Raw genomic sequence first — 23,024 nt, 5'->3', positions numbered from 1 at the left:
CCTTCTGATAATTAACTCAATGTCTTGATTCTAATTTAGACATCAGATTCTCTATTTAACATCTTCAGTAATTTGTTTTTTACAGATGTTAATTGTTCGGATTATTTGAACTGTATGTTGCGCATGTCCCTAATAGGCTAAGTGCCAAATTAGTGACGTCAAATCTATGGCTTTTTGCCTAGACACTTGTCAATCTACTGTGAAGTGCGCGTTAATGTTCAGATACAACCTTGCCTTTTTCTTATCTATTTTATTGATTCCATTTGCCTCCTATGCGGACACAACGGGTCTTGTTATGGATCTGTCTGTTGACAGCGCGTCTTACGACAACGACCAAGAGGTGGCTTATACGCTTGTTTTAACGAATGAGTCGGATAAAGCTATTGCTGAGTTGGACGTTAAGGATGAGCTGTTAAATATCTTAACGACAGATGACCAAGGGAATAATGTCAGCGCGTTCTCGCAAGTCTCGACTCAAGCGCAATCCTCCTTCCTTTCATCTCCAGGTGATTACAGTCGCTTCGGAAACTTAGATGCATCAGGTGTGCGTATTGCGGCTGGTGGGTCGGTGACCTACACCATGGTCGCCACCGTTTCTGGTGACGCAGCCGGTACGATTGATAACGTCGCAAGTGCGAGCACTGGACTGTTGGATGCTGTTGAATCAAATACAGAATCCATTCAGCGTGGTGTGTACCAACATGATGTTGTTGTTTCGGTCGATAAGACGAACTATCAACTCAATAACAAGCTCACCTATAAGATTAAGGTTTCGAACACTGGCGATACGTTTATTCAGGCGCTCGACGTTCAAGATGTCCTTTCAGATATAAAGGCACTCAATATTGAAGGGGCTTTGCAACAAGCCTTTACTGACAACGTTAATTCAGTTAGCAAGGTTGAAGGCAGCAAAAGCGATCCAGGCACCTTCGCCGAATCAGGGGACTTATCAGTAAGTGCTGCGTCGATTGATATTGGCGGGTCTGTGACTTACGAAATTCAAGCAACTGTTGCCGACAATTTAGTCGGCGACATTGTTAATGACGACATAACTGCTGAAACACGCGATGACTTGGTTACAGTTGATGAGGTTATCACTCCACCCACTGAGCCTAGTATCACCCTGACACATACCTTGAACCAATCGGATAACTACCTAGTCGACGATGAGTTTTCCTATACGGTCACGGTTGCCAACCAAGCAAACTCCGGTATTGCTTACCATTATTCGGTTCAGCAGTTTCTTGCAGATCTTGAAACCGATCTAGGTAACGATGTCAGCAACGAAAAGAACGCAACTGACACGGTTGGTAACCCTTACGATTTTTGGACTAATGAAGTGAGCTCAATCGGTTCTAATAGCCTTTCAGAACTCAATGCATCTGGAAAGGAGTCCAACAAGTCACTAGAAGACAAAGTGTCTATCTATCCCGGTGAGCAGATTGTTTATTCCGTTGTGGTGGACGTTAGCCCTGTGTCTATTGGTCAAATCCCCCAAGTTGTTGCCCGAGTAGTTGATGCTGATGGCCTCGCAGATTCTGGCGATGCTTTGGCTAATATTCTTGATTCGAAAGGCGTTCTGACGACGTCATCAAGTCAAATTACACGTAATAAGAACACCACAGATACTACTTATGTTCCGGGGATAGCCGGTGATAACGAAGTGGTCTATGACATTGTTATTTCTAACAAGGACACAGAGTTTTTTGCCAACGATATTGAAGTTGTCGATAAATTTGCTTGTATCGTGACAGAGCAAGCGGATGGCTCTAACGCTTCAGCATTTTCCGAGTGGAAGCTTGAAGTCGCCGATAGAAGTGGTGACGGATCGAACTATGGCTCATTTAATTACAATACTTGGACAACAAACGACATCAATTTGAAAGTCGACCTCGCACCTGAGGGCTACGTTCATTATAAGCTGACCGCAAAAGTGGCAGACACCAGTGTGGGTCAGATTGTTGATGATGGTACCGATGCCGGCTTGTGCTTAGGGGATAACTTAGGCGAGTCGGGCTCTGGCGTTCAAATGCCAAACTCGAAACTAAAAGTCCAAAAGGGAGTTGATTCTCGTTACTACTCAGCTGGCGGCACCCTGAACTACGACATCACGGTAGAGAATAACGGTGACGGCTACGCGATTGATATACCGGTTTATGATGATTTAGTCTCTGTCATGACTCAGTCTATTAATGATACACCGACTAAAGCGTATTTGAGCTGGATTATTACTGCGAAATCTTATGCCTCTGACGGCTCAATTTCGACAAACAGTGATCCCGGCTTTACTGGTCAAATTGAAGGTAATCAAAGCAATAAACTTATCCTGGACGAGAAGGCTAAGCTGGCCCCACACGATAAGATCGTTTATAGCATTGCAGCGATCGTAAACCCCATTGCCGATGATGAAATCCGTAATGAAGTGACGGTCGACAGCGTGCTTTATTCCGACAGAGGCTCATACCCACGAGATTACTACTTAGTATTGGATAAGCGTGTTGATGGTCATAACGAACAAAACGCGTATACCGACACCACCAATACTGTCACTTATACGATCAGCATTACCAACCCAGCAGGGAACGGTTTCGCCTCTAACATCAATGTCAAAGATGAAATCAGCACCATAGAAGCTGAGCTCCTTCACGAGCCGGGTGAAACCAAGCCCGTGTTCTCATCGTGGACGATCAGTGCAGAAAGAGAGGCAGACTCTCCGTGGGTGAAAGCTGTGACTGACCCTGGATCGTTCTCGGATAACAATGATCTGGATGCCACCGCTCAGATCCCGCCAGGTGCGACGATTACTTATACCATTGTTGGGACACTCGATCGCAGTGTCGACAGTGAGATTCTTTGGGGAGCATTCACCAATACCGCAACAGTGACAGGACCAGATACTAATCTATCGGATACGGTACGTACCTATCCTAGCGAGCCGAATCTTGTAGTCGCTAAGACCGCTCAAAATACCGACTTTGTTGTAGGTGAGCGCGCTACGTTCGATATTTATATCTATAACCGCGGTGTTGGCTATGCAAATGACGCAACGGTACAAGATAGTATTTCAGCGCTTAACTTCTTTAATAGTTGGACAATTGTAGGTTCGACCAACACAGATAAACCGGGTTCTCGTTACGGTGACATTGCTAACGACACTGACATCGATACCGACGTTGATATCACTCCCGGAGGGTGGGTTCACTATGAGGTGAGCGGCATTGTTAAGTCTGACTATGAAGAAGAACAAGTATCGAACCGTGTTGATGTTTACGATCCTATTACAGACCGTGACCACAGCTCTTCCGCTCAAATAGATAACTCACACAGTACCTATGACATCAATGTTTCACTAGCTAAAACGACCGATGTTGTCCGTTACACACCGGGTGAAGATCTCACCTATACCATCGTTATTGGCAATAACAGCGACACTGATGAGACTGATCTTATCTTCATGGATCGCCTGAGTGAGATCACTACTACGCTAGCGAATGATAAAGATGGTGAAGTAGAAGATGTTCTTAATCAAAACCCGTTTGACTATTGGTCTGTTGATACTGGCTCTGGTTTTGGCCCTCAAACGACTGAAGATGTGGAGTTCCCAGTTTCAATTCCGGCCAAAGACTTTGTCACGGTGCGTATTAAGGCGCATGTCAAAGACAATGCGGTATCTAACGGTGTAGCGGACAGAGACGGCGGCATAATCCGCAACGAAGCCGTGCTGATTCATGATGATAATGCCGGTTGTACTGACGATTGTGAGTATGCCAAACGTGCCGTGGCTGAAAACCATCAGGTACATAATAACGGCGGCGTTGTTCGCACTACTAACATTAACCGCTACTCTCCGGGAGATGAGTTGACTTATACCATTAGGTACAACTCTCAAGATGGACATGGTTATCGAAACAACGTAGACGTTAACGAACTGATTAATGACATATCAGTGGAGCTACAAGATGGCAATTCAGGTAATCCATTTTTCGATGATTCGGTAGGTTCAAACAAGTTTACGGTGGCGGTTGCTAAGAGCGATCCTGCGAACGCGGGTACAACAGATGGTACCAAAGACGGTGATGTTGCGAACGACACTGACATCGTAACCTCGATTGATATCGATGCTGGCGAAGACGTGACTTACACAGTAACAGGTACCGTAAGACCGGATGCGGTCGGTAATATTCATTATCGAGATACCGTCGTGATTCCCGATGACTACCATTTAGATTTTGATAAAACGACTGATGAAGCGGTGTACGAGCCCGCTCAAACCGTGACCTATCACTTAGTGATTGAGAATGACGGCAAAGGTAACGCTCACGATATTCCAATCGTCGATAACCTCGAAGATATTACGGTCAGCTTAGTGGATGGTAATACAGGACCAGCGTATTCAGATTGGACCATCACATCGATCGCAACTGGAACTGATTCTGAGTATGTGGATGCGGGCGCAGGTGCTGGCAATGTTTACACATCAACCAACAGTAACCTAAATGTTGAAGCCGATATTCCGATGGGCGCTAAGCTTGAGTACCAAGTTGTCGCGACCATCAATGACAAAGCCAATGGTGATGTTGTTAACGTTCTAACCGTTGATGGTGACACGATATCTCATGATATTCGTCAAGAAGCTCGAAAAGTTGATTTTGAAAAGAACATTCTGGCGTATTACGACACGGATGAAAACGAACTGGTTGGCGCAACTAACTACATGCCAGGTGGTTATGTTGAGTATGAAATTTTAATTGAGAACATTGCGAGCGCCCACGTTGATGATATGAGCTTGCGTGATGACATCGACCAAATTAACACTCAATACTTTGATGGAACGCGTGGCCCTGCCTTTGATAGCTGGACGATTGAAACATTCACTGATAGCTCAGGTATTTCCAACCCAGATGTTGATAACTCAATCCAAGACAATAAGCCGATTGATACTCACTTCGATATCTCGGCAGACAACTTTGGCCGAGCTGCATCGTCAGCGTTTGTCCGCTATGTCATAAAAGCCAAGATCAGTCCGAAAGCAGTAGGTTCTTTCACTAACCGAGCGTACATCGATGAAGATGACGGAAATGAACTAATTGCCGTATCTCCACCTGCAAAGATGGCTGAGCCTGAAATTTCGTTCTCTAAGAAAGCATTTTATGACGCAGGCCTCTCCTCGGCAAAGACTGAGTATTCTCAAGTCGCTGGTGAAAGTGAGGTTTACTACCGAGTTCAAATTAAGAACACGGGTAATGGTATTGAGTATGGTTCTCGCCTTGAAGATACTATTTCTGCAATTCAGACTCGCATTGCAGAAGATGCCTCGACGTCTGGCACTGACCCTGTCGGCCAGCCATTTTTATCTGGTTGGGAAGTGCAGCTAGAAAAAACGGCAGCGGTAGGTTCGATTACAGACGCGGTTGACTTCGTTTCTGGTAATAACGTCAATATTGATAACGACATTGTTATCGCGCCTCAAGAAAGCCTAACGTTCACCATCCATGCTGAGATTCGTGAGGATGCGTTGGGCGATATTCAAAACAAAGCGAATTATGACGGTAAGGTTCGTACTGCGACTCTAATGCCACTAGGAAATAATATCAGTGTTGAAAAACGCGTGGTGTCGATTAACGGCAACCCGTTCAATGATGGGGATACCTATCTGCCGGGTGACGAAGTTGAGTATGAATTTGTGGTCACTAACACTGAAAACGGTTGGGCGAATGATATTCAGATCAAAGACACAATCACAGACATTCAAGTCGAAGTGATTGGCGGTAAAACGGAATCCGCTTTTGTTTCTGGCGATATCACCCATGAAGTCAGCAATGGTATTGATGCCAACGCTGATACTTATGTACCAAGCTACAACACCAGCGGCAACCTTGATATTGATACCGATATTGCCGCGGGAGAAGCGCTGACCTTTAACTTAACCGGTATCGTTCGTGACGACGCTTTGGGCACGATTGATGCGAACCAAGTGACCGCAGGAAGTGACTCTGCAACATCGCAAGTGATACCACCTAAAGATGCTGAGCTCGATTACTTCAAAACCTTGGTGTATACCGATGGTGAATCGGCAGGGTGTTCTGTTCCTTCAAACGATGGCAGCGGTTGTACTTACGCACCACGTGGTGATGTTGAGTACCAAGTTACGTTAGATAACACAGGCGATAGCATCGCAAATGACGTGAGCGTTATTGATGCGATTCACACCATTAAAACCGAAGATGGCGATGATGCGTTCTCTAGCTGGACAACGGCTATTGCGGTTGAACCTGTTGGCACTTATGACGTGCAAGGTAACTACAACGGTAGCGTACCATTGAATGCAACTGTCGATCTTCGTCCTGGTGAGCGTATTGTGTTTGACGTGAAAGGCACCGTGTCGACTTCAGCGACAGGCACTATTACCAACACGGCGCAAGTGAACGGTGATAACACCAACGACATCGTACTTGATCCGGGCCGCTCGAATATCCTGATTGATAAATGGACGGATACGCCTGAGTACGTGCCGGGTGGAACAGTGAATTACTACATCGACATCACCAATGACGATGTGGATTCTGGCCTGTTTTCGATTCGTGACATCATCAGCGGCTTTGAAGTCGAAACCGTCGATGGCTCAATGAAAACGGCATTGACAGAATGGACGGTTGATTACGATGTGCTTTATAACTCGGCGCCGTCAGACCCTGACGCTAATGATTTTTCAGAGCTAGATAAGCTAGTTGCTCAAAACAGTCCAGACATCGATTTACCTGTCGAATCGATCAAGATGGCAGGGCGTGACGATGCCGGTACGGGTGGCGGCGATAAGTACACAGTTGTCCGTATTCACGTCCAAGGCAAGGTACGAGATGACGCGATTGGGCGCTTTACCAATACGGCTTATCTGCGACATGGTTTGGACGATTCGAAGATCGCTCGCTTACGAGAAGGCTTTATCACTCCGAAGTCGGGTCAATTGGTTCTAACCAAAGAAACGACGCCAATTGCAGAACCTGATGCTAAGTATCAACCGGGTCAACCTATCTCATACAAGATCACCGTGGCTAACACAGGTGAAGGTTACCTTGTCGATCAAGTCCTGACGGATCGCATCGATACCATCATGACAGAGGTGGCTAACAGCCCAGATCAAGAGCAAGCGTTGACAGGTAATTGGATCATTAGCGACGAACAGCTTGATGGCAGTGGCGATCCAGCCCTGAACGCTCGCAAAGATGTGGTTAATAACGCACAGGGTTATAGTGCGACTTACAGCATTCACCCGGGTGACAGTTATTCATTTGTCGTGACCAACACTGTTAATAATAAGGCCAAAGGCGAGATCACTAACGTCGTTAAAGTTGATAGCGACGACGGTGAGCACTCTGCAGACGCGACCTACATTCCAGAAGATGCGCAAGTTGAGATCACTAAAGATGTCGATAAAGCAGAGTACCTTCCGGGAGAAACACTTCAGTACACCGTGACCGTTAAGAATAACGGCTTAGGTTGGGCTGAAGATGTTGCTATTGAAGATGCGCTGAAGTCGGTTGAAACCACGATTGCAGGTGGTACGACTGAACAAGCTTTTGACCCTGCTTCAATCCAAATATCGGCGGTATCGACAACCGGTGAAACCCCAGTACCGGATGCAACCCGTGGTGAAGACCTTCATGAGACGCTCGATATTGCGCCTCAAGACAGTATTGTTTTCACTATTCAAGTTGCGACTAATCCGTTGGCGACAGGCGATATTACTAACATCGCATCAGCGACCTTTGACGGCACAACATTTGATGACAGTGCTACCAGTACACCAGTGTTGGCGACGGTTTCGGTCAAGAAGACGGTTGATACGCCATCGTATGAAGTAACCAAGCTGATTAACTACGACATCACCGTAACCAACAGCTCTGATGCGTTTGCATCTGGTGTTCAACTTCAAGACATCATCAGTGACATTCAAGTCGACACGACCGCGGATAAACAAGAGTCGGCATTCCTACTATGGGAAGTGAGCTTTGACGCCTCGGATGATCGCTCTGTTGTCACTCCCAAGACGTTCGACTTGAGTGAAGACATCGATGTGAGTATGGATGTTGCGCCACAGAGCACTGTGACTTTCCATGTTAAGGCGTTAATTCGCACGACAGCGATTGGTGATATCAGCAATACGGCAACCATCACTTACAACGGTGCCCCACAAGACTCTACCGTTACGATTACACCGAAAGACTCTGAGTTTGTTGCGACCAAAACCAATGTCCAAACAGAGTATGAACCGGGTGGTGAGCTGGAGTTCTTGATCACCATAGAAAACACCTCGAACAACTACATCAGTGACTTAAGTGTTGTTGATGACATGAGCACGATAGAGGTGGGCTATTACGATGGTACCACTGGGCCTGCTTTTGTTGCTGGAACCACTTCTTTGGTTGTTGAGTCAACCACGGTAGGAACGACGACGGAGCAAATTAGCCCGATTGAGTACAGTGTGGATATTGCACCGCACGGCACAGTTGTGTTCCGCTCAAAAGGCACCGTAGTCGATACCGCGACCGGACACATCATTAATACTGCGCAAGTAGATGGCGGCGATGTTATCAGTCCTCCAGTTCAAACAGTTGCGGCTGTGGTTCAAGCTGAGCTGTTTACCGATGCCCCGTATTACGTGCCGGGAGAGCAGGTTGAGTATCACTTAGTGGTGCAAAACATAGGCCGAGGTATAGCCAAAGATGTCGCGCTTTACACCCAGTTCTCTGAATCCATGGGTGATCATATTGATGGTAATTTTAGTAATGCGTTTGATGAATGGACACTAACGGCAACATCAGAAGGGGCTGAAACTCAACCTGGCACCTTTGATGACGACAAAGACCTGTTCACCTTGGTCGACATCGCGCCGGGCGGCAAGATTGATTACACGTTCACATTGACGGTCAATGAAGACATGCTGACTAACATCGATGTGCTTGGTTACTACCTCGACTTAACTGGCAGCCCAGCGATGCGCGCTCGTTCTAAGGGCATGTTGGCGTCTGAAACCTCGATGCAGGCAGTGGCAGACCAAGTATCGGCTTTGGATTTACCGCCAGTGGGTGCTGATCTGGTTGTTGAAAAACGTTCAGATAAACCTGAATACACCGAAGATGACGACAGTGTCACTTATTACTTAGCCGTGACTAACAATGGTCAAGGTAACGCGGCCAATGTTCGTCTAACCGATGAGATCAGTGAGCTACAAAACAGCACAGGTAATAAAGTCTTTATCGATTGGACAATTGAAGGTGTGGAAGTCGACGACTCGGGCGCGGTTATTCAGCGTAATTCTTTCCCGTCGAATAAAGACTTAGACACCACCGTTAACCTGAAATCCAACAAACGAAATGCTTACGCGTTTGAAGTGGTGGGCACGCTAGGTAAGGGCTTGGATGATGACATTACCAATACCTTCACGGCGACTGAATCTGACGGTACTGAAACCAGCGACAGTGTAACTACTCACATCAAGAAGATTCCTGATAACTCTGGGGAGTTGGAGCTGACCAAGTCTGCGCTGCAAGATACCGCGCAAGTTGGCGATGCGGTTGAGTACGAGATCATCGTTGAGAACAACAATGAATCTTACTTTAAGAACGTGACGGTGGAAGACCGTTACCCAGGTGGTCTGAAATACATCGTGGATACATCAGAAGTTGTGCTAAGCGGCATTGATGGTGAGTTTGGTACAGAAGACGATCAGGTTATCTCTCAAGAGCCATCAGACACGGGCAAGTTAATGTTCACATCGTTGAACTTTGATCCGGGCGAGAAGCTGCGTATTCGTTACTTATTGCGTGTCTCGGTAGGAGCAACGTTTGGTGATTACATCAACACCGCAGTAGCAAAGGTTGATGGCACGGCTGTTTCTAATGAAGACACCGCCAAAGTAACCGTAGAGCCGGACAAGGTGTTCGATACCTCATCGATCATCGGTAAAGTTTTTGAAGATCACAACAAAGATGGATTCCAAGCCGATGCAACCGCGTTTGATGTTGAGCTAACTGCGAACTTAGCAACGCAAGGCTACATCGCTGATTCGACGCACATCATTCGTGATGGTCAAGACGTTGCTATTCAAGATGGTGCGATAACCACTGCACTTGAGCAAGGCTTGGATCTTGGTGATCTTTGGGGACATTCAGTGAACCGAACGCTGCCAGAAACCAGCAAAGTGGTTATTCAATTTAAAACTCGCACACAGCAGAGCTTTGATTTCTACGTCACGACCGATGCGGGCTCTCGCATCGAGTTCGACGCACAAGGTCAGATTCAGTTTAAGCATGAATCGGACAAGAAAAAGGGACTGAGTGCGGAAAACCTCAATGTAACCAGAAACCTATATCGCGATGGCGAGGATTACCTGTGGGAAATCGTTATCGAGAACAAAGGTATCTACGAAGATGGTATTCCGGGCGTTAAGTTGATGACGGTTGAGGGAATCGTTATTTACACAGACCAGTACGGTCGTTACCACGTGCCCGACCAATGGGTACTCAATAAGAAAGGTAAGAACTTCCTAGTGAAGTTGGACACTGATTCGCTCTCCACCTCCATGGAAGTAGTAAGCGAAAACCCGAAAGTGTTGCGAATTACCCCGAACAAGCTCACCAAGTTCAACTTTAGCGTTCATCGTAAAGACCAACAAAGTGAACAGAAGTAAGCCATTGGAACCGTATCTGGAAATTGTATGAAAGTATTTAGTAAGTCTCGTTTAGCGACGTGTGTGTTAACGGCCATTCCTGTGATGGCGGTAGCGAAAGACACAGGTAAGCTTGAAAAACTCGGTTCTGAGACGACTGGCATTGAAATCACTAAGCCGAACCAAGATCAAGATAGTTCGCGTATTTACCTAGAACAAGGCGCTATTTGGGCAAGCCGTGACATCACTCGCTTTGACCCAGTATTAGATGTCAGTGTCAGCGATGAGTTGGAAGTCGAGCAGGGCGCACTGCGAGACAGTGTCGGTTTCACCATCACGACTAACTATGGTTACTACATCAAAAGGTACCAGTTGGAAGTGTACCGAGTGGGTGACTTTGGCTTGTCTGAGCCAATCGCTGTGCTTGAAGGCGACAAACTGGCGAACGACTCTGACATCAATTGGGATGGTCAAATTGATGTTGATTATCAGTTTGAGGTCGGTGAGCAGCTGATGTTCCGCCTAAAAGCGTGGGACAAAGATGGCAACATGGATGTGACCACCGTTGGTGTGACTGACTTAGTCAAGCCGGACTCTAAAGTCGAGATCGATCGAAACGATAACGACGATGAAGAGAGTAAAGATAAAAGCTACGGCCAAGCTAAGTTGATGCGTCATAACATCCCGACCAATGCGGGTTTAGCCAAGTTCATTGGTACCGGTTTGAAAGGCGTTGATAAAGTTATCATCGGTGAAGATGAATTTGATGTCGAAGACGGCAACTTATACGCAGAGCAGTACTTACCTACAGACTCCTACATTTTCCCTACCAAGGTTGTGTTTGATAACGGTGATGAACGTCGTTACAAGCTTTACGTTCGTATTCCAGATACGTACTACGCACAAACCGGTTTGGCTGATCTTTATGTTGGTAAGAACAATGTGTCTGGTAATAGCGATGCATTAAGTGTCGATGACCAGTACCAAGATGACATCTATAACCAAGGTCGTTTAGCGTACTTTGGTCAGGGTAAATTTGGCGACAAACTTCGTGTAACGACTCACTTTGATACGCGAGAAAGTGAAATCAAAGACATGTTCAAACATCCCTTCGCCTCGGACGATTCGGATGTGTTTGATATCCTCGAAGACGACGATGAGCTTTATTACGGCAACTATGGCGATAGCTCAAACATCGAAAAAGTGGTCAACACCAAGGGCAAGGTTTACCTCAATGTGGAATACGATAAGTCTCAATACTTGTGGGGTAACTACAACACGGGTTTAACAGGCACCGAGAACAACGATTACAACCGTAGCCTCTATGGTTTCAAAGCTGATTATCGTACTCGCGATACTACACAATATGGTGAAGATCGCTTGAACGTGGTCGGTTTTACCGCAGAAGCAGATTCGTTGTATGCACACGATGAGTTCTTGGGCACAGGCGGCTCTCTGTACTTCCTTCGTCATGGTGAAGCGGTACCAGGAAGCGACAAGGTTTATGTAAAAGTAAAAGATGAATCTGGCCTAGTGCAGAATGAAATCCCACTTGAGCCGGGTGTCGACTATGATTTTGACCCATACCAAGGTCGAATTATTTTGACCAAGCCACTCGACAACATCCTATCCGATAGCTTTGGTAGCGTGATTGAAAACGGCGATGATTACGAAAACTTTCTGGTTGTCGATTATGAGTATGTTCCACAAGGTTCAGATTCATTAGACGCGATGTCTTACGGTGGTCGTGCTAAAGGTTGGATCAACGATTACGTTGGTGTTGGCGTGACGTATGCAACTCAAGAAAAGGACAACCAAGACTACGAGTCTTACGGTACGGACTTAACGTTGCGTGCAACAGAAGGTACCTACATTAAGGCTGAGTTTGCACACAGTGAAGGTACTCAAACTGAGTCGAATTTTGTCTCTGTTGATGGCGGCTTAACCTTTACGCCAATTGGCGACACATTGGAAGACCGCGAGGGCGACAGTGTCCAAATCACAGCTGTCACCAGCCTTTACGATCTTGCTCCAACCATTTTTGGTGCTGTTGGTAATGACCTGAAACTTTGGTATCGAGACAAAGACGCGGGATACAGCTACGCAAGCAGCAGCGATGATTTAGAGCAAGAGGCATACGGTGCTGAACTTCGTTTGCAAGCTACCGATCGCTTGGCGGTTCTCTCTCGCTTCTCGACCAATGAAGAGCGCGATGTCGATGGTAATCTAGAAACAGATACTGAAACGATTGAGATTGAGACTCAAGTTAAAATCACCGAGCACATTAAGGTTTCGGCGGCAGGGCAACAAACTGAAGAGCTTAACCAAAACGACGAGCACAGTGATGCCACCTTAGCGGGTGTGCGTTTGGAATACATGTGGGACAGTGAGAACAGCGTTTACGTCAAAGGGCAAAAGACCGTCGACCAGTCGGATGACTATGATGAAAACGACAGCGCGTCGATTGGTGCTGAATTCCAAGTGTTGGAAGACTTGTCTCTTGGTGGCGAATACACCGATGGCGACCGAGGCCAAGTAGCAGAAGCGACTGTGACTTACGATGTATCCGATGACCACTCAACCTACGTAACTTATGTAGATGATAACTACGAAGGCCAAAACAACGTGATTGTTGGTCAGCGTGCAGACCTGACTAGCAGTGTCGATTTCTACCAAGAGAACCAGTTTGTTGATGAAAACGATGGTCATGGCCGTATCGACTCGTACGGCTTTGGCTACGATGTGACGGAAGATGTCGAGATGGGGATCGGTTATCAGCTTGGGGAAATTGAAGATGACCAGAGCATCACCACAGAGCGTGAGTCCATCAGCTTCAATGCTTCAATTGACCTAGATGACATCACCCTAAGCCACAAATTTGAGTATCGAGTGGATAAGAGTGAAGACGACCCTGACATCGCTCAACGAGAACTTCAACAAATCGTGACGACCAACCGTTATACGCATCACTTAACGGAAGAGTACACATTGTTCGGCAAGTACAACTACTCCATTACCGAAAGCGAGACTACGGGCGAAACCATGGCGCAATTTACTGAAGCCACTGGCGGCCTCGCGTATCGTCCGATCTACAACGATCGACTCAACTTACTGAGCCGCTACACGTATATTGCAGATTTCGATCAACTGGATCGCGATGTGGATTATCAAGACGAAACCAGTCAGATCATTGAAGTTGAAGCGATCTATTCGATCGACCAACACTGGGATGTTGGCACTAAATACGCGCATAAAGACAAACAGCAAGCTTTTGAACGAGCGTCTGGTTCGAATGAGCTGGTTAAAAGCGATATCGACCTATACGGATTAAGTGCTTCTTACCGCGTGATGAAAGAGTGGGATGTGACGGGTGAATACCACTGGAAAACAGACACTCTCAACGATGAGCTAGAACACGGTGCATTAGTTTCGGTGAACAAGCACATTGGCGAGAACTTCAAAATGGGGATTGGTTATAACTTCTCTGCGTTTGATAGTGACTTAACCAATGATGATGACTACGACGCATCCGGTGTGTTCATTAACTTAGTCGGCAAGATCTAAGCCAGCCCAAAAGTGGCTTGAAAGTTAAGAGTTGAGAATTCGAAGTGACAGTTAAGAGTAAGATGAAAACAATTATTTTCCTAATAAGCGCAGTGATGAGTACCTTGCTGCTGTCCGGCTGTGCAACCGACACGTACGTGAGTCAGGAGAACCGAGACAAGTTTGCTGGCATAGACGTGTCTAAGTTTTTAATCAGCGAGTGTTTGGCGCCAGAGCGTGAGGTGCACATCGCCATCGCAGAGCATTTTGCGTTTGATAAATATCAATTACGCGACCTCGATAAGATCAACTTGGATACCTTTGTTAAAGAGATCAGAGGCCTCAAAGGGCGTATCACGATTGTCGGCCATACTGATTACAAAGGTTCTCTGGAATACAACGAACGTCTTTCACAGCGCCGTGCTAAATCGGTCGCAGATTATTTGAAAGGGCAACTAGACCCAACGCAATATGACTGGGAAGTGAAACACCTTGGTGAGACTCAACCTCTTCTGTTTGGTAAGACAGATAAAGACCGAGCGGAGAACCGCCGTGCATTTATTGTGTTTGAAGAAGCTCAGAAGTACGAAGAGATGCCTTTCTGTGAGCCACCAAAACCAGAACGTAAAGTTTATATGGCAATGACGCCACACTTCGATTTCGATAAGTCAGTACTCAAGCAAGAAGATCTAACTCAGTTAGATGACTTCACAACGAAGTTGAGCGGCCTGCAAGGCAGCATAATGGTGGCAGGGCACACCGACCAATCGGGTTCACTTTCTTACAATGAAAAGCTGGCAGAGCGCCGCGCAGAAACGGTGGTTGAATACCTCAAAACCAAACTCGATCCTAAGCAGTTTATCTGGGAAGTGAAGTCATTTGGTAAGTTGCAGCCTGCGATTAATGAACGCTCTGAAAAAGCCGATGCATTAAACCGCCGCGCGTTCATTGTGTTCAAAGAATCTGATATTACCGCCGAACAGCAAGCTCTTGCTGGCAGTGAACAAGAAGCGGTGAGCAGCGAGAGCGATTAGAGTTCACCGAAGAATAACGAATAGTTGCCTTTACAATAAAACGCAAAAAGCCCCATACGTTGGGGCTTTTTGTTGCTTGCTCTACGGATTAAGTTGGGTCGAAGAGCTATTCTGATGGCAAATTCTGTTTCAATTCCAGAAGCATTCGGTAGGCACTTTCTCCTGACATCTCATACGGGTTGAACTGGTCTGATGTTGAAAACTGTAAATTAACCAGTTCAGTTAGGCTAGATTGTGGAATATCACCCATAGACCAATCACCAAACTGCCTACAATCGATCTCTTTGAAATATAAAATCATGACGTTTTTGTGTCGCGTGTCATTCAAGATATGATTGTAAGTATGGTTCACTGCGGTTCTCGAACCTTCAATACATTGCAGGAAATACTTATCATTGTGGCTTAGAAGGCCTGTTAAATGGCTTTGCTTATTGCGGTCGTGTGAAATCTGAAGAATGTCGTTCAAAGCCTGAGAATCGCAACTTTCACAGAGCGTACTGACATAAATTAACCGAGTTAGGAACATAGGCATCATTTCGAATTTTTTTTCAAAGGATATTAATAAATATAAGCCAAGATCATGGAATTGCGAGTTATTGATTTAATTGTCACTCGGTGGCTTTTGGAAGAGAAGAGGGTGGGGATGAAGTAGAAAAGGGCAGGTTGCAAGATACGCTAAAATGACTCGAATGTTGGCCATTCAATTATTTTAGCGACCTGCTTGTGAGCTCGTTAGTTGTTTAGAGTTGAAATCGATTCAACGTTAGAAGAGGAATCAAATCGAACGTTGACCAACACATTTTCACGTTCGAAAGTCACATCATCAAAGTCAGTCGTTGCGATCTTAAATCCATTTCTTGCGAATAAACTCGTCACCGTTGTTCGTTGTTTCTGTTCCATACCGCATGTCAGTAGTTCGTTCATCGTGATCTTCATTAGGTAACCGTGTGCATAGTGTAAGCGTACAGACTCTACATTATGAGATCAATTGCTTAATCGATAAGCTATATTGATATGTTCAATTGAGTGATTCAGGTATTTAAAAGCCGGATGGATAGTGGGCAAGGGAGTTATGCGACCTATGACAAGTGGAGCGTTATGTGACCACTGTTCAGCATTCCTTGAACACGAAGTTTGTCGCAAAAATCGCGTTGAAATAAGTGGTTACAAAGCAGGAGGAATTATGCCCGCCGTTTGGTATGTTTGGTCGGTTATTGGAAATATTATCGGCCTATATCTCACTTAACTAAAGTACATCGATTTACGATGAGTAGACTCCTCAATAAGCCTTCTTTTTATTTGAATTTTATATGCTAAGTGGCGTTGTTATAATTGTTATTAATTGCATAGGCTTGATTTTAATATTGGTTTGATTTATAAAACAAGCATTCGTTCATTAACTTCATGATTATATTAGTTTTTACTAACCTTTAAATAACATGGAGAAAGGCGATGAATAAGAACCAAACACGCAACAGGTTAGCGAATTTAGTGCGACTTCGTAGGTCATACAAAGCATCAGACTTTCTGGTGGGTTCTGATGAACTCCGAGTTAAAAAAGATGTGTATAGCTTACGTAAAATCAAACAGTTAGAAATTCGTCAATTGGGTCTTAAAGAAAACGCAATCAATATCGTTTCGTTGGCTTTAGTCCTCTCGGCGGCGACTTGGGCATTTGTTCCTCAGTTCGGTTTACCAATGCTTGCACTGACCTTTATTTTGGCGTTTGTTACATGGCGACGATATGAGTTGCGTGCAGAGTTTAAAGGGGCCGATGAAACTGGCGACCATTGGGTTTCCGTGGCGCGCGGTTGTACTCGAGAAGAGTTCAAAGTATTGAAAAACGTTGAATTGGCTTTACGCGATCAGCTGTCTTAGTGGCTAGATCTGTTAAGGTTAAGGTCTTATAAGCGTTAAGCTCCCATAATCAACAAGGCTCGTCATTGTATGGCGAGCTTTTTATTTTCTGAAAAACACAGGTAGTGCAGGTTACTTTGAGAGGCCAATGCTTATATGTGTAATGGGGGTTGATATGAATCTTAAGTCACGGCGTTTTTGATGCTCTTTGTGGTTTTGAATATAGGGAGAGGGTGGAAATGAATACACGAGTCAGTGAGAGTTCTTTTAAAAGGCTCATCCAGTTAGTTGGTTGTGTTTTGATTATAGTGTTGAGCAATAGTCGACTCTCCAATGCTCAAAGCATCGAGTTTCCTACTTGTGTACAGAGCGAGGTTTTGAATACAGAAATCCACCTTTATGTTGATGAATCGGTGTTAGATGAATATTCCAAAGCATTTATAGCCTCTAAAATAGCGACATGGGAAAGCTATTCGAATCTGGTGTTAAAAAACTCCTGCGTCCCTATGACGAGAAAAGTCACTAAGGTGACTTATACGTCTGAAATCGACAGCCTTTGGTTTCAAGATTTGGGCGCAGCAGAGAGGTTATTAAAACTCTCGATGGAAGAACCGATTCCAGAAACAACAGAAGACGGCGTCCCCATTTTTACTGGGATAGTATTTTCTAATTATAATTTTAGCTTTGAGTCTGATTATTGTGGTATGTCTTCTTCGGTATCCTACTTTTTTTCTTTAGCGATAAACTGCCCTGATTACTTAATGGAGCATGAAATTGGCCATTTAAGTGGTGCTAATCATGACTATAAAACGTTATTGAAAGATTTTGATAGTATAGAAAGTTACATTTCTGGAACGTATCCAAGAGCTCCTCAATATTCATTCGGTACAATTTGTGCTGACAGAGGCACAGTGATGTCTTATGAGCGAGATGTTATACCTGCATATTCCAGCCCGGACATCAGAGTAGATGGCACAAAGTGCGGGGATAGCAAATACCACAATAATGCGAGAGTGCTTAGAGAGTTCGCACAAGCTTATTTAACCCCATGATTGCCTAGCTGCTAGATTGGTAGTCATCCGATTTAGTTACTTTATTATTAATGGTTATTATGAGATTAATGACTGCTGTGGTCGCGACTAATCCCTCTAGAACTTAGACCAAGAACCATACCTAAGCACCAAACCAAGGAGAGAAAATGCAGGTAAGTATTAGGCCCGCCATGCCAAGCGAATTGGCAGCCATTTATTCCTTGGTTATCTCAAACGATGAGTGGACGAAGTTTAACGGCCCTTATTTTCCATACTCACCGCCATCACTAGAAGAGTTTGAAAGCCGTTCGTTTCAACGGTTACTCAATGGATCCGACTTACAGTTGGTGGTTGTAGACGATGTGCCTGTAGGAACCGTCAGTTGTTATTGGGAGTGTGAAGAGACACGTTGGCTTGAAGTCGGAGTAGTCATTTATAACTCCGACTATTGGGGGAAGGGTATTGCTGCGTTAGCTCTTCCTCTTTGGGTATCTTACCTATTCGAAAACAAGCAGATAGAGCGTGTCGGTTTAACCACTTGGTCGGGTAATCCGCGGATGATGTCACTAGCTCTTAAATTAGGCTTCCAGCAAGAAGCTAGGCTAAGAAAAGTGCGTTATTACCAAGGCGAGTATTATGACTCGATTAAGTATGGTCTATTGCGTTCTGAGTGGCTGGAAAGCAAATAGCCATAATTTGAGTTAGCTTGTTGTTTTACTGAACTTTATAAGTCGTGGAGTTCAAAGTAGTCACTTGTGATCTTTAAATCTAAGACGGGCGTATTTCTTCCAGTTTATTAAGGAAGAGTATGCATGATGCTATCTAAAGAGAATGAATCAAGAATTATCGAAATGGCGTGGGAAGACAGAACGCCGTTTGAAGCAATAGAACTGCAATTTGGTTTAAATGAATCGGAAGTGATTCGTTTTATGCGTAGCCATCTCAAGCTTGGCAGTTTTAAGCTGTGGCGTTCACGTGTTTCTGGGCGCTCGACCAAGCATGTAAAACTACGCAGTTCGGACGTTTCGAGAGGTTATTGTCCGACTCAGTACAAGCATCGTTAAAAGAGGGGATGCCCAGCCAGTATCCCAAATCAACACACAGATATGGGAAATGAAAGGAATGAAACAATTTTGCGCTCTACTTTTGGTGCTGCTTAGCTTCGGCATCAGTCATGTTCAAGCGAATGATACGCGACTTAAGCAAGCTTACGAAAATCACCAAAGCGACGTTCAGGTGCGCGGATCGGGTACGGTGTATCGAGTACTTCCTGATGATAATAAAGGCTCTCGACATCAGAAATTCATTTTGCGACTCGATAGCGGACAAACCTTGTTAGTCGCACATAATATTGACTTAGCGCCTCGTGTTCAGGGACTGGCAAAGGGCGATCGAGTTGAATTTTATGGTGAATATGAATGGAACAAGAAAGGTGGCGTAATGCACTGGACGCACAAAGACCCTCGTAATCATCACACTCATGGTTGGTTGAAGCATAACGGGAAAGTATACGAGTAAACACCTCCGAGACTTTTCCTTTCAAGGCTATAAGATAAAAAGGAATTTTGATGTTTAAGCTGGAAACTGACAGGTTGATTCTTCGAGATATGAGTCTCGAAGACGAGTGTGCCTTTGTTGCGATGTCTCAAGACGCTAAGTATCAGCGTTTCTATGATGAAAGTGATTGTGAACCTAACAAATATCGAGAGCTAACCCAGTTGTTTGTTGCACAGGCTTTGGAAGTACCACGCCAGTCCTATCAGCTAGCGGTTGAAAGCAAAGATTCGGGGAAGTTTATTGGAACCGTTTGTTTACGTCTTGAACGCGATAAACAAGCTTCAATGGGCTGTGCTTTCTCAAGGGAAATTCAGGGAAAAGGGCTTTCTATAGAAGCTTCTGAAGCCCTCGCTGATTTTGGTTTCTCAGAGTTAGGCATACACCGTATCTACGCTGAAACCATCAGCAAGAACTTGGCTGCGATTAAATTATGTAAGTCACTAGGAATGAAACAAGAAGCGTGTTTTAAAGATCATCGATTCTTCAAAGGTCAATGGTGGGATACAGTTGTGTTGGCGGTTCTACGTTCTGATTGGAAAAAGGCTTAGTGATGGAAAGTGGTATGCAGAAGCTAGATAGAGGGCTCGATCGAGAAGGGTTCATTCAAAATCTTTATTCGCCAAAGAACATTGCGCCTGAATTTCAAGAAGTGGTGTCAGCAGTCGTTGATTCGTTGCTAAGAGAACTTCCAAGTCAAGTTGATGGTATCTACTTGTATGGAAGCGTGCCTAGAGGAACGGCCATTGTTGGTCGCTCTGATTTGGATGTTTCTATCGTACTCGCTACGCCTGTTGGTCAGAGAGAAAAGGAAGTATTTAACCTACTTTCCGGCACCATACCCCAAACCTATCCGCAAGTGACCAAGCTTGATATCGATCCTGGCTTCCTGCGGGATGTTCTGCAACCCACGGAAAAGTATCACTGGCACTTTTGGATCAAGCATTGCTGCTGTTGTGTTTGGGGGAATGATTTATCTAATGAGTTCCCACTATACAAACCAAGCATTGAAATCGCTCAAGCTCTCAATGGTGACTTGTCTACTTTTCTTGAGCAAATGCCCTCGAGTTTCAAAACAATGACTGATGCGGATATCGTTAAGGTAATTGGTAAAAAGTTAGTGCGAGCGGCGTATTATTTTGTGGCTGAGCAAGACGGCAGTTGGTACACCAATCTGAGCCAGTGCGCTTCAGTCGCCAAGCGCTATTACTCCAATCAAAGCGACGATATTGAGCTAGCTCATCAATACGCTCTCGGAAATTTGATATCTAAAACAGAAGCTTTTGAATTGTATGAAAGGCTGAGTAAAAAGCTTGTTGTAAATTAAGCATTAACACAAGCTAGAACAACAAACTTAACTACCTTTGTAACGGCTTTAGGAAAATTAGATGGATGTCCACGAGTGTGTTTCTTTTGTCATGCTGAAGGAATCGCAGGTATTACTAGAAAAGCGTAGTGAGTCTAGGGAGACCGATCCCGGTTTAATCACTATACCTGGCGGCCATATTGAACACGGTGAAAACCAGGTTCAGGCGCTGTTTCGTGAACTTGATGAAGAGCTTAATGTTGTTCCGATTGATTACCAATACTTGTGTTCGCTTTACCATCCTACGAAGGAACTTCAGTTGATTCATTATTTTATCGTGAGTGACTGGAAAGGAGATATCACCGCTCAAGAGACTGATGATGTTAAGTGGTATTCACTAGGTTCAGCTCCTGTTGGTATAGCAGCCGATGGTATTGCTTTGAAAGAAGTAGAGCGCGTGGGTAGGTATCTTTAGTTTGGATTCGATAAGATGTTTTGGACGTTTTTTGAGGGCTCAAAAACGGTGAAACCCCGATGTTGGTAGCATCGGGGTTTCGAATTTCTAGATTTCTCGACTGGTAAGATCGATTATCTTTTCTATGCAGAAGGCTGGATTAATCCAATCTTATTCCTTGGTAGGGAATTAGATGCGGATGAAGTCCATGTGCTCAACTTTTGGCTTGAACGCGTGACGTTGAACGTCTTGTGGCTTAACCTTAACTTCTGCGCCGTCAATCAGTAGAGTGATTGCTTCGTAGAATTCAGGCTTGTCCATTTGGTTGATCACGTCAGCGTGAACAAGTTCGATAGCTACAGCTTCAGCTTCGCCACCGTAGATTACAGCTGGGAATTTACCAGCGTGACGTAGGCGGCGGCTCGCACCTTTACCTAGTTCAGTACGTACTACTGCTTCAAATTTCATAGTTTTACTCTCAAATTAGTAAAAATTAACTTCACACCTCAATGCGACCTTGAGTGTGTGGTAATGCTTAAACACAAAAGTTCATGCTTAAGCGAGCGCGGATACTAACATCACATTCCAATATGAGCAAGTCAGAAGCACATCTCAAAGTGAATTTCCTTCGATAATGGGTTCGTTTGGAGATAAAACGTTCGCTAACGCTTGTTTAGCGCATTTTACTCCCTTTTACATCGCAATCCTTATCTATTTATATCACTGCTAAATCATCAAGTTAATGAACGGAAAATGAATGTTTGCCTAAGACTTGGTTAAGTCTTAGTTCGTTAATCTTAGTGTCAATTAAACAGCAGAATGAATAGGTGAAAATATGGAACCGGTAAGCATTGTCGTAATTACGCTAAACGAAGAGAAACGCATTAGCCGCTTAATGGAAGAGTTGAGCGTGCAAACCCACCAAGAGTTTGAAGTGATTGTTGTCGACTCGAACAGTGAAGATAACACCCGAGAAGTCGCACAAGCCTATGAAAGTGCATTGCCAAAACTGACAGTCCACCATATGCAAGAACGCGGTGTTAGCCTTGGTCGAAACACCGGGGCTGCTTTGGCGCAATACAACCGAATCCTTTTCTTAGATGCTGACGTGAGCTTGCCTCGAAACTTCCTTGCGAAAGCGCTTTATGAACTAGAAGAGAAGAAGCTTGAAGTGGCGGGTGTGTACATGAGCTCGAAAGGTTTGCCGCTTGTACACAAGTTTGGTTACGAGCTATTTAACGCAGGCTTGTTTACTACTCAGTTCTTTTTCCCGACGGCGATTGGCGCATGTATTTTCTCGACTAAACGGGCGCATGATGAGATCGGCGGTTTTGATGAAGAGATCGTCCTTTGTGAGGACTGTGATTATGTAAAACGTGCGAGCAAAACATGGCGATTTAGATTCCTAAATATGACCTTTGGCTTTGACCCACGTCGATTAGATCAAGATGGCGTTGTGAAGACAGGCTCTACTTATCTTAAAGCCAATGTAAGACGCTTCTTTAAAGGCGAAATGCGTAACAACGAGATGAACTACAAGTTCGGTCATTACAAAGAACAGTAAGCATTGAGGTTG

15 protein-coding genes are annotated in these 23,024 nt (G+C 44.9%); 12 read left to right on the top strand and 3 right to left on the bottom strand.

Annotation, left to right across the window (positions count from 1 at the left end; genetic code table 11):
* The first annotated feature begins 295 nt into the window (after nucleotides 1–295).
* From AB4512_RS07400 to AB4512_RS07390, 3 genes are all read left to right on the top strand, one after another.
* Nucleotides 296–10,690, top strand: a complete 10,395-nt coding sequence (locus AB4512_RS07400) for a hypothetical protein (RefSeq protein WP_372174714.1) — start codon at nucleotides 296–298, stop codon at nucleotides 10,688–10,690.
* A 27-nt stretch (nucleotides 10,691–10,717) separates the two neighbouring features.
* Nucleotides 10,718–14,233, top strand: a complete 3,516-nt coding sequence (locus AB4512_RS07395) for a hypothetical protein (RefSeq protein WP_372174697.1) — start codon at nucleotides 10,718–10,720, stop codon at nucleotides 14,231–14,233.
* 62 nt (nucleotides 14,234–14,295) lie between these two features.
* Nucleotides 14,296–15,246: an OmpA family protein gene (locus AB4512_RS07390; RefSeq protein ID WP_372125361.1), complete on the top strand. Its 951-nt coding sequence runs from the start codon at nucleotides 14,296–14,298 to the stop codon at nucleotides 15,244–15,246.
* 106 nt (nucleotides 15,247–15,352) lie between these two features.
* On the opposite strand, the gene AB4512_RS07385 is transcribed toward AB4512_RS07390, so the two are convergent.
* Entirely contained in the window at nucleotides 15,353–15,772 is a 420-nt protein-coding gene (locus AB4512_RS07385; protein WP_017067227.1) for a BLUF domain-containing protein, read from the bottom strand.
* 206 nt (nucleotides 15,773–15,978) lie between these two features.
* A complete protein-coding gene (locus tag AB4512_RS07380) occupies nucleotides 15,979–16,170 on the bottom strand; it encodes a hypothetical protein (protein ID WP_017065380.1) in 192 nt (63 codons plus the stop codon).
* 528 nt (nucleotides 16,171–16,698) lie between these two features.
* On the opposite strand from AB4512_RS07380, the gene AB4512_RS07375 reads away from it, so the two are divergent.
* The 8 genes from AB4512_RS07375 to AB4512_RS07340 all read left to right on the top strand — a co-directional run bounded on the left by AB4512_RS07375 (nucleotide 16,699) and on the right by AB4512_RS07340 (nucleotide 21,469).
* On the top strand, nucleotides 16,699–17,124 hold the full coding sequence (locus AB4512_RS07375) for a hypothetical protein (protein WP_017065381.1): 426 nt from the start codon (nucleotides 16,699–16,701) through the stop codon (nucleotides 17,122–17,124).
* 218 nt (nucleotides 17,125–17,342) lie between these two features.
* Nucleotides 17,343–18,155, top strand: coding sequence for a hypothetical protein (locus AB4512_RS07370; protein WP_017065382.1), 813 nt, complete (start codon nucleotides 17,343–17,345; stop codon nucleotides 18,153–18,155).
* 146 nt (nucleotides 18,156–18,301) lie between these two features.
* Nucleotides 18,302–18,823, top strand: a complete 522-nt coding sequence (locus AB4512_RS07365; RefSeq protein WP_017065383.1) for a GNAT family N-acetyltransferase — start codon at nucleotides 18,302–18,304, stop codon at nucleotides 18,821–18,823.
* A 123-nt stretch (nucleotides 18,824–18,946) separates the two neighbouring features.
* Nucleotides 18,947–19,198, top strand: coding sequence for a TIGR03643 family protein (locus tag AB4512_RS07360; protein WP_017065384.1), 252 nt, complete (start codon nucleotides 18,947–18,949; stop codon nucleotides 19,196–19,198).
* A 58-nt stretch (nucleotides 19,199–19,256) separates the two neighbouring features.
* Nucleotides 19,257–19,652 carry a DUF3465 domain-containing protein gene (locus AB4512_RS07355; protein ID WP_017067223.1) on the top strand — a complete coding sequence of 132 codons (396 nt, stop codon included), beginning with the start codon at nucleotides 19,257–19,259 and terminating at the stop codon, nucleotides 19,650–19,652.
* Nucleotides 19,653–19,702: 50 nt separating this feature from the next.
* Entirely contained in the window at nucleotides 19,703–20,239 is a 537-nt protein-coding gene (locus tag AB4512_RS07350; protein WP_102320615.1) for a GNAT family N-acetyltransferase, read from the top strand.
* Nucleotides 20,240–20,253: 14 nt separating this feature from the next.
* On the top strand, nucleotides 20,254–21,015 hold the full coding sequence (locus AB4512_RS07345; protein ID WP_372174695.1) for a nucleotidyltransferase domain-containing protein: 762 nt from the start codon (nucleotides 20,254–20,256) through the stop codon (nucleotides 21,013–21,015).
* A 61-nt stretch (nucleotides 21,016–21,076) separates the two neighbouring features.
* A complete protein-coding gene (locus AB4512_RS07340) occupies nucleotides 21,077–21,469 on the top strand; it encodes an NUDIX hydrolase (RefSeq protein ID WP_372174693.1) in 393 nt (130 codons plus the stop codon).
* A gap of 168 nt (nucleotides 21,470–21,637) precedes the next feature.
* On the opposite strand, the gene rplY is transcribed toward AB4512_RS07340, so the two are convergent.
* A complete protein-coding gene (gene rplY / locus AB4512_RS07335) occupies nucleotides 21,638–21,916 on the bottom strand; it encodes a 50S ribosomal protein L25 (protein ID WP_017060373.1) in 279 nt (92 codons plus the stop codon).
* Nucleotides 21,917–22,283: 367 nt separating this feature from the next.
* Here rplY and AB4512_RS07330 point away from each other — a divergent pair, with 367 nt between their 5' ends.
* Nucleotides 22,284–23,012 (top strand): glycosyltransferase family 2 protein, encoded by a 729-nt coding sequence (locus AB4512_RS07330; protein WP_372132153.1) that lies wholly within the window; start codon nucleotides 22,284–22,286, stop codon nucleotides 23,010–23,012.
* Nucleotides 23,013–23,024 lie beyond the last annotated feature (12 nt).

Source organism: Vibrio sp. 10N.222.52.B7, assembly GCF_041474275.1.
Lineage (GTDB): Bacteria > Pseudomonadota > Gammaproteobacteria > Enterobacterales > Vibrionaceae > Vibrio > Vibrio crassostreae_C.
This window is presented reverse-complemented; position numbering and strand designations above follow the sequence as displayed.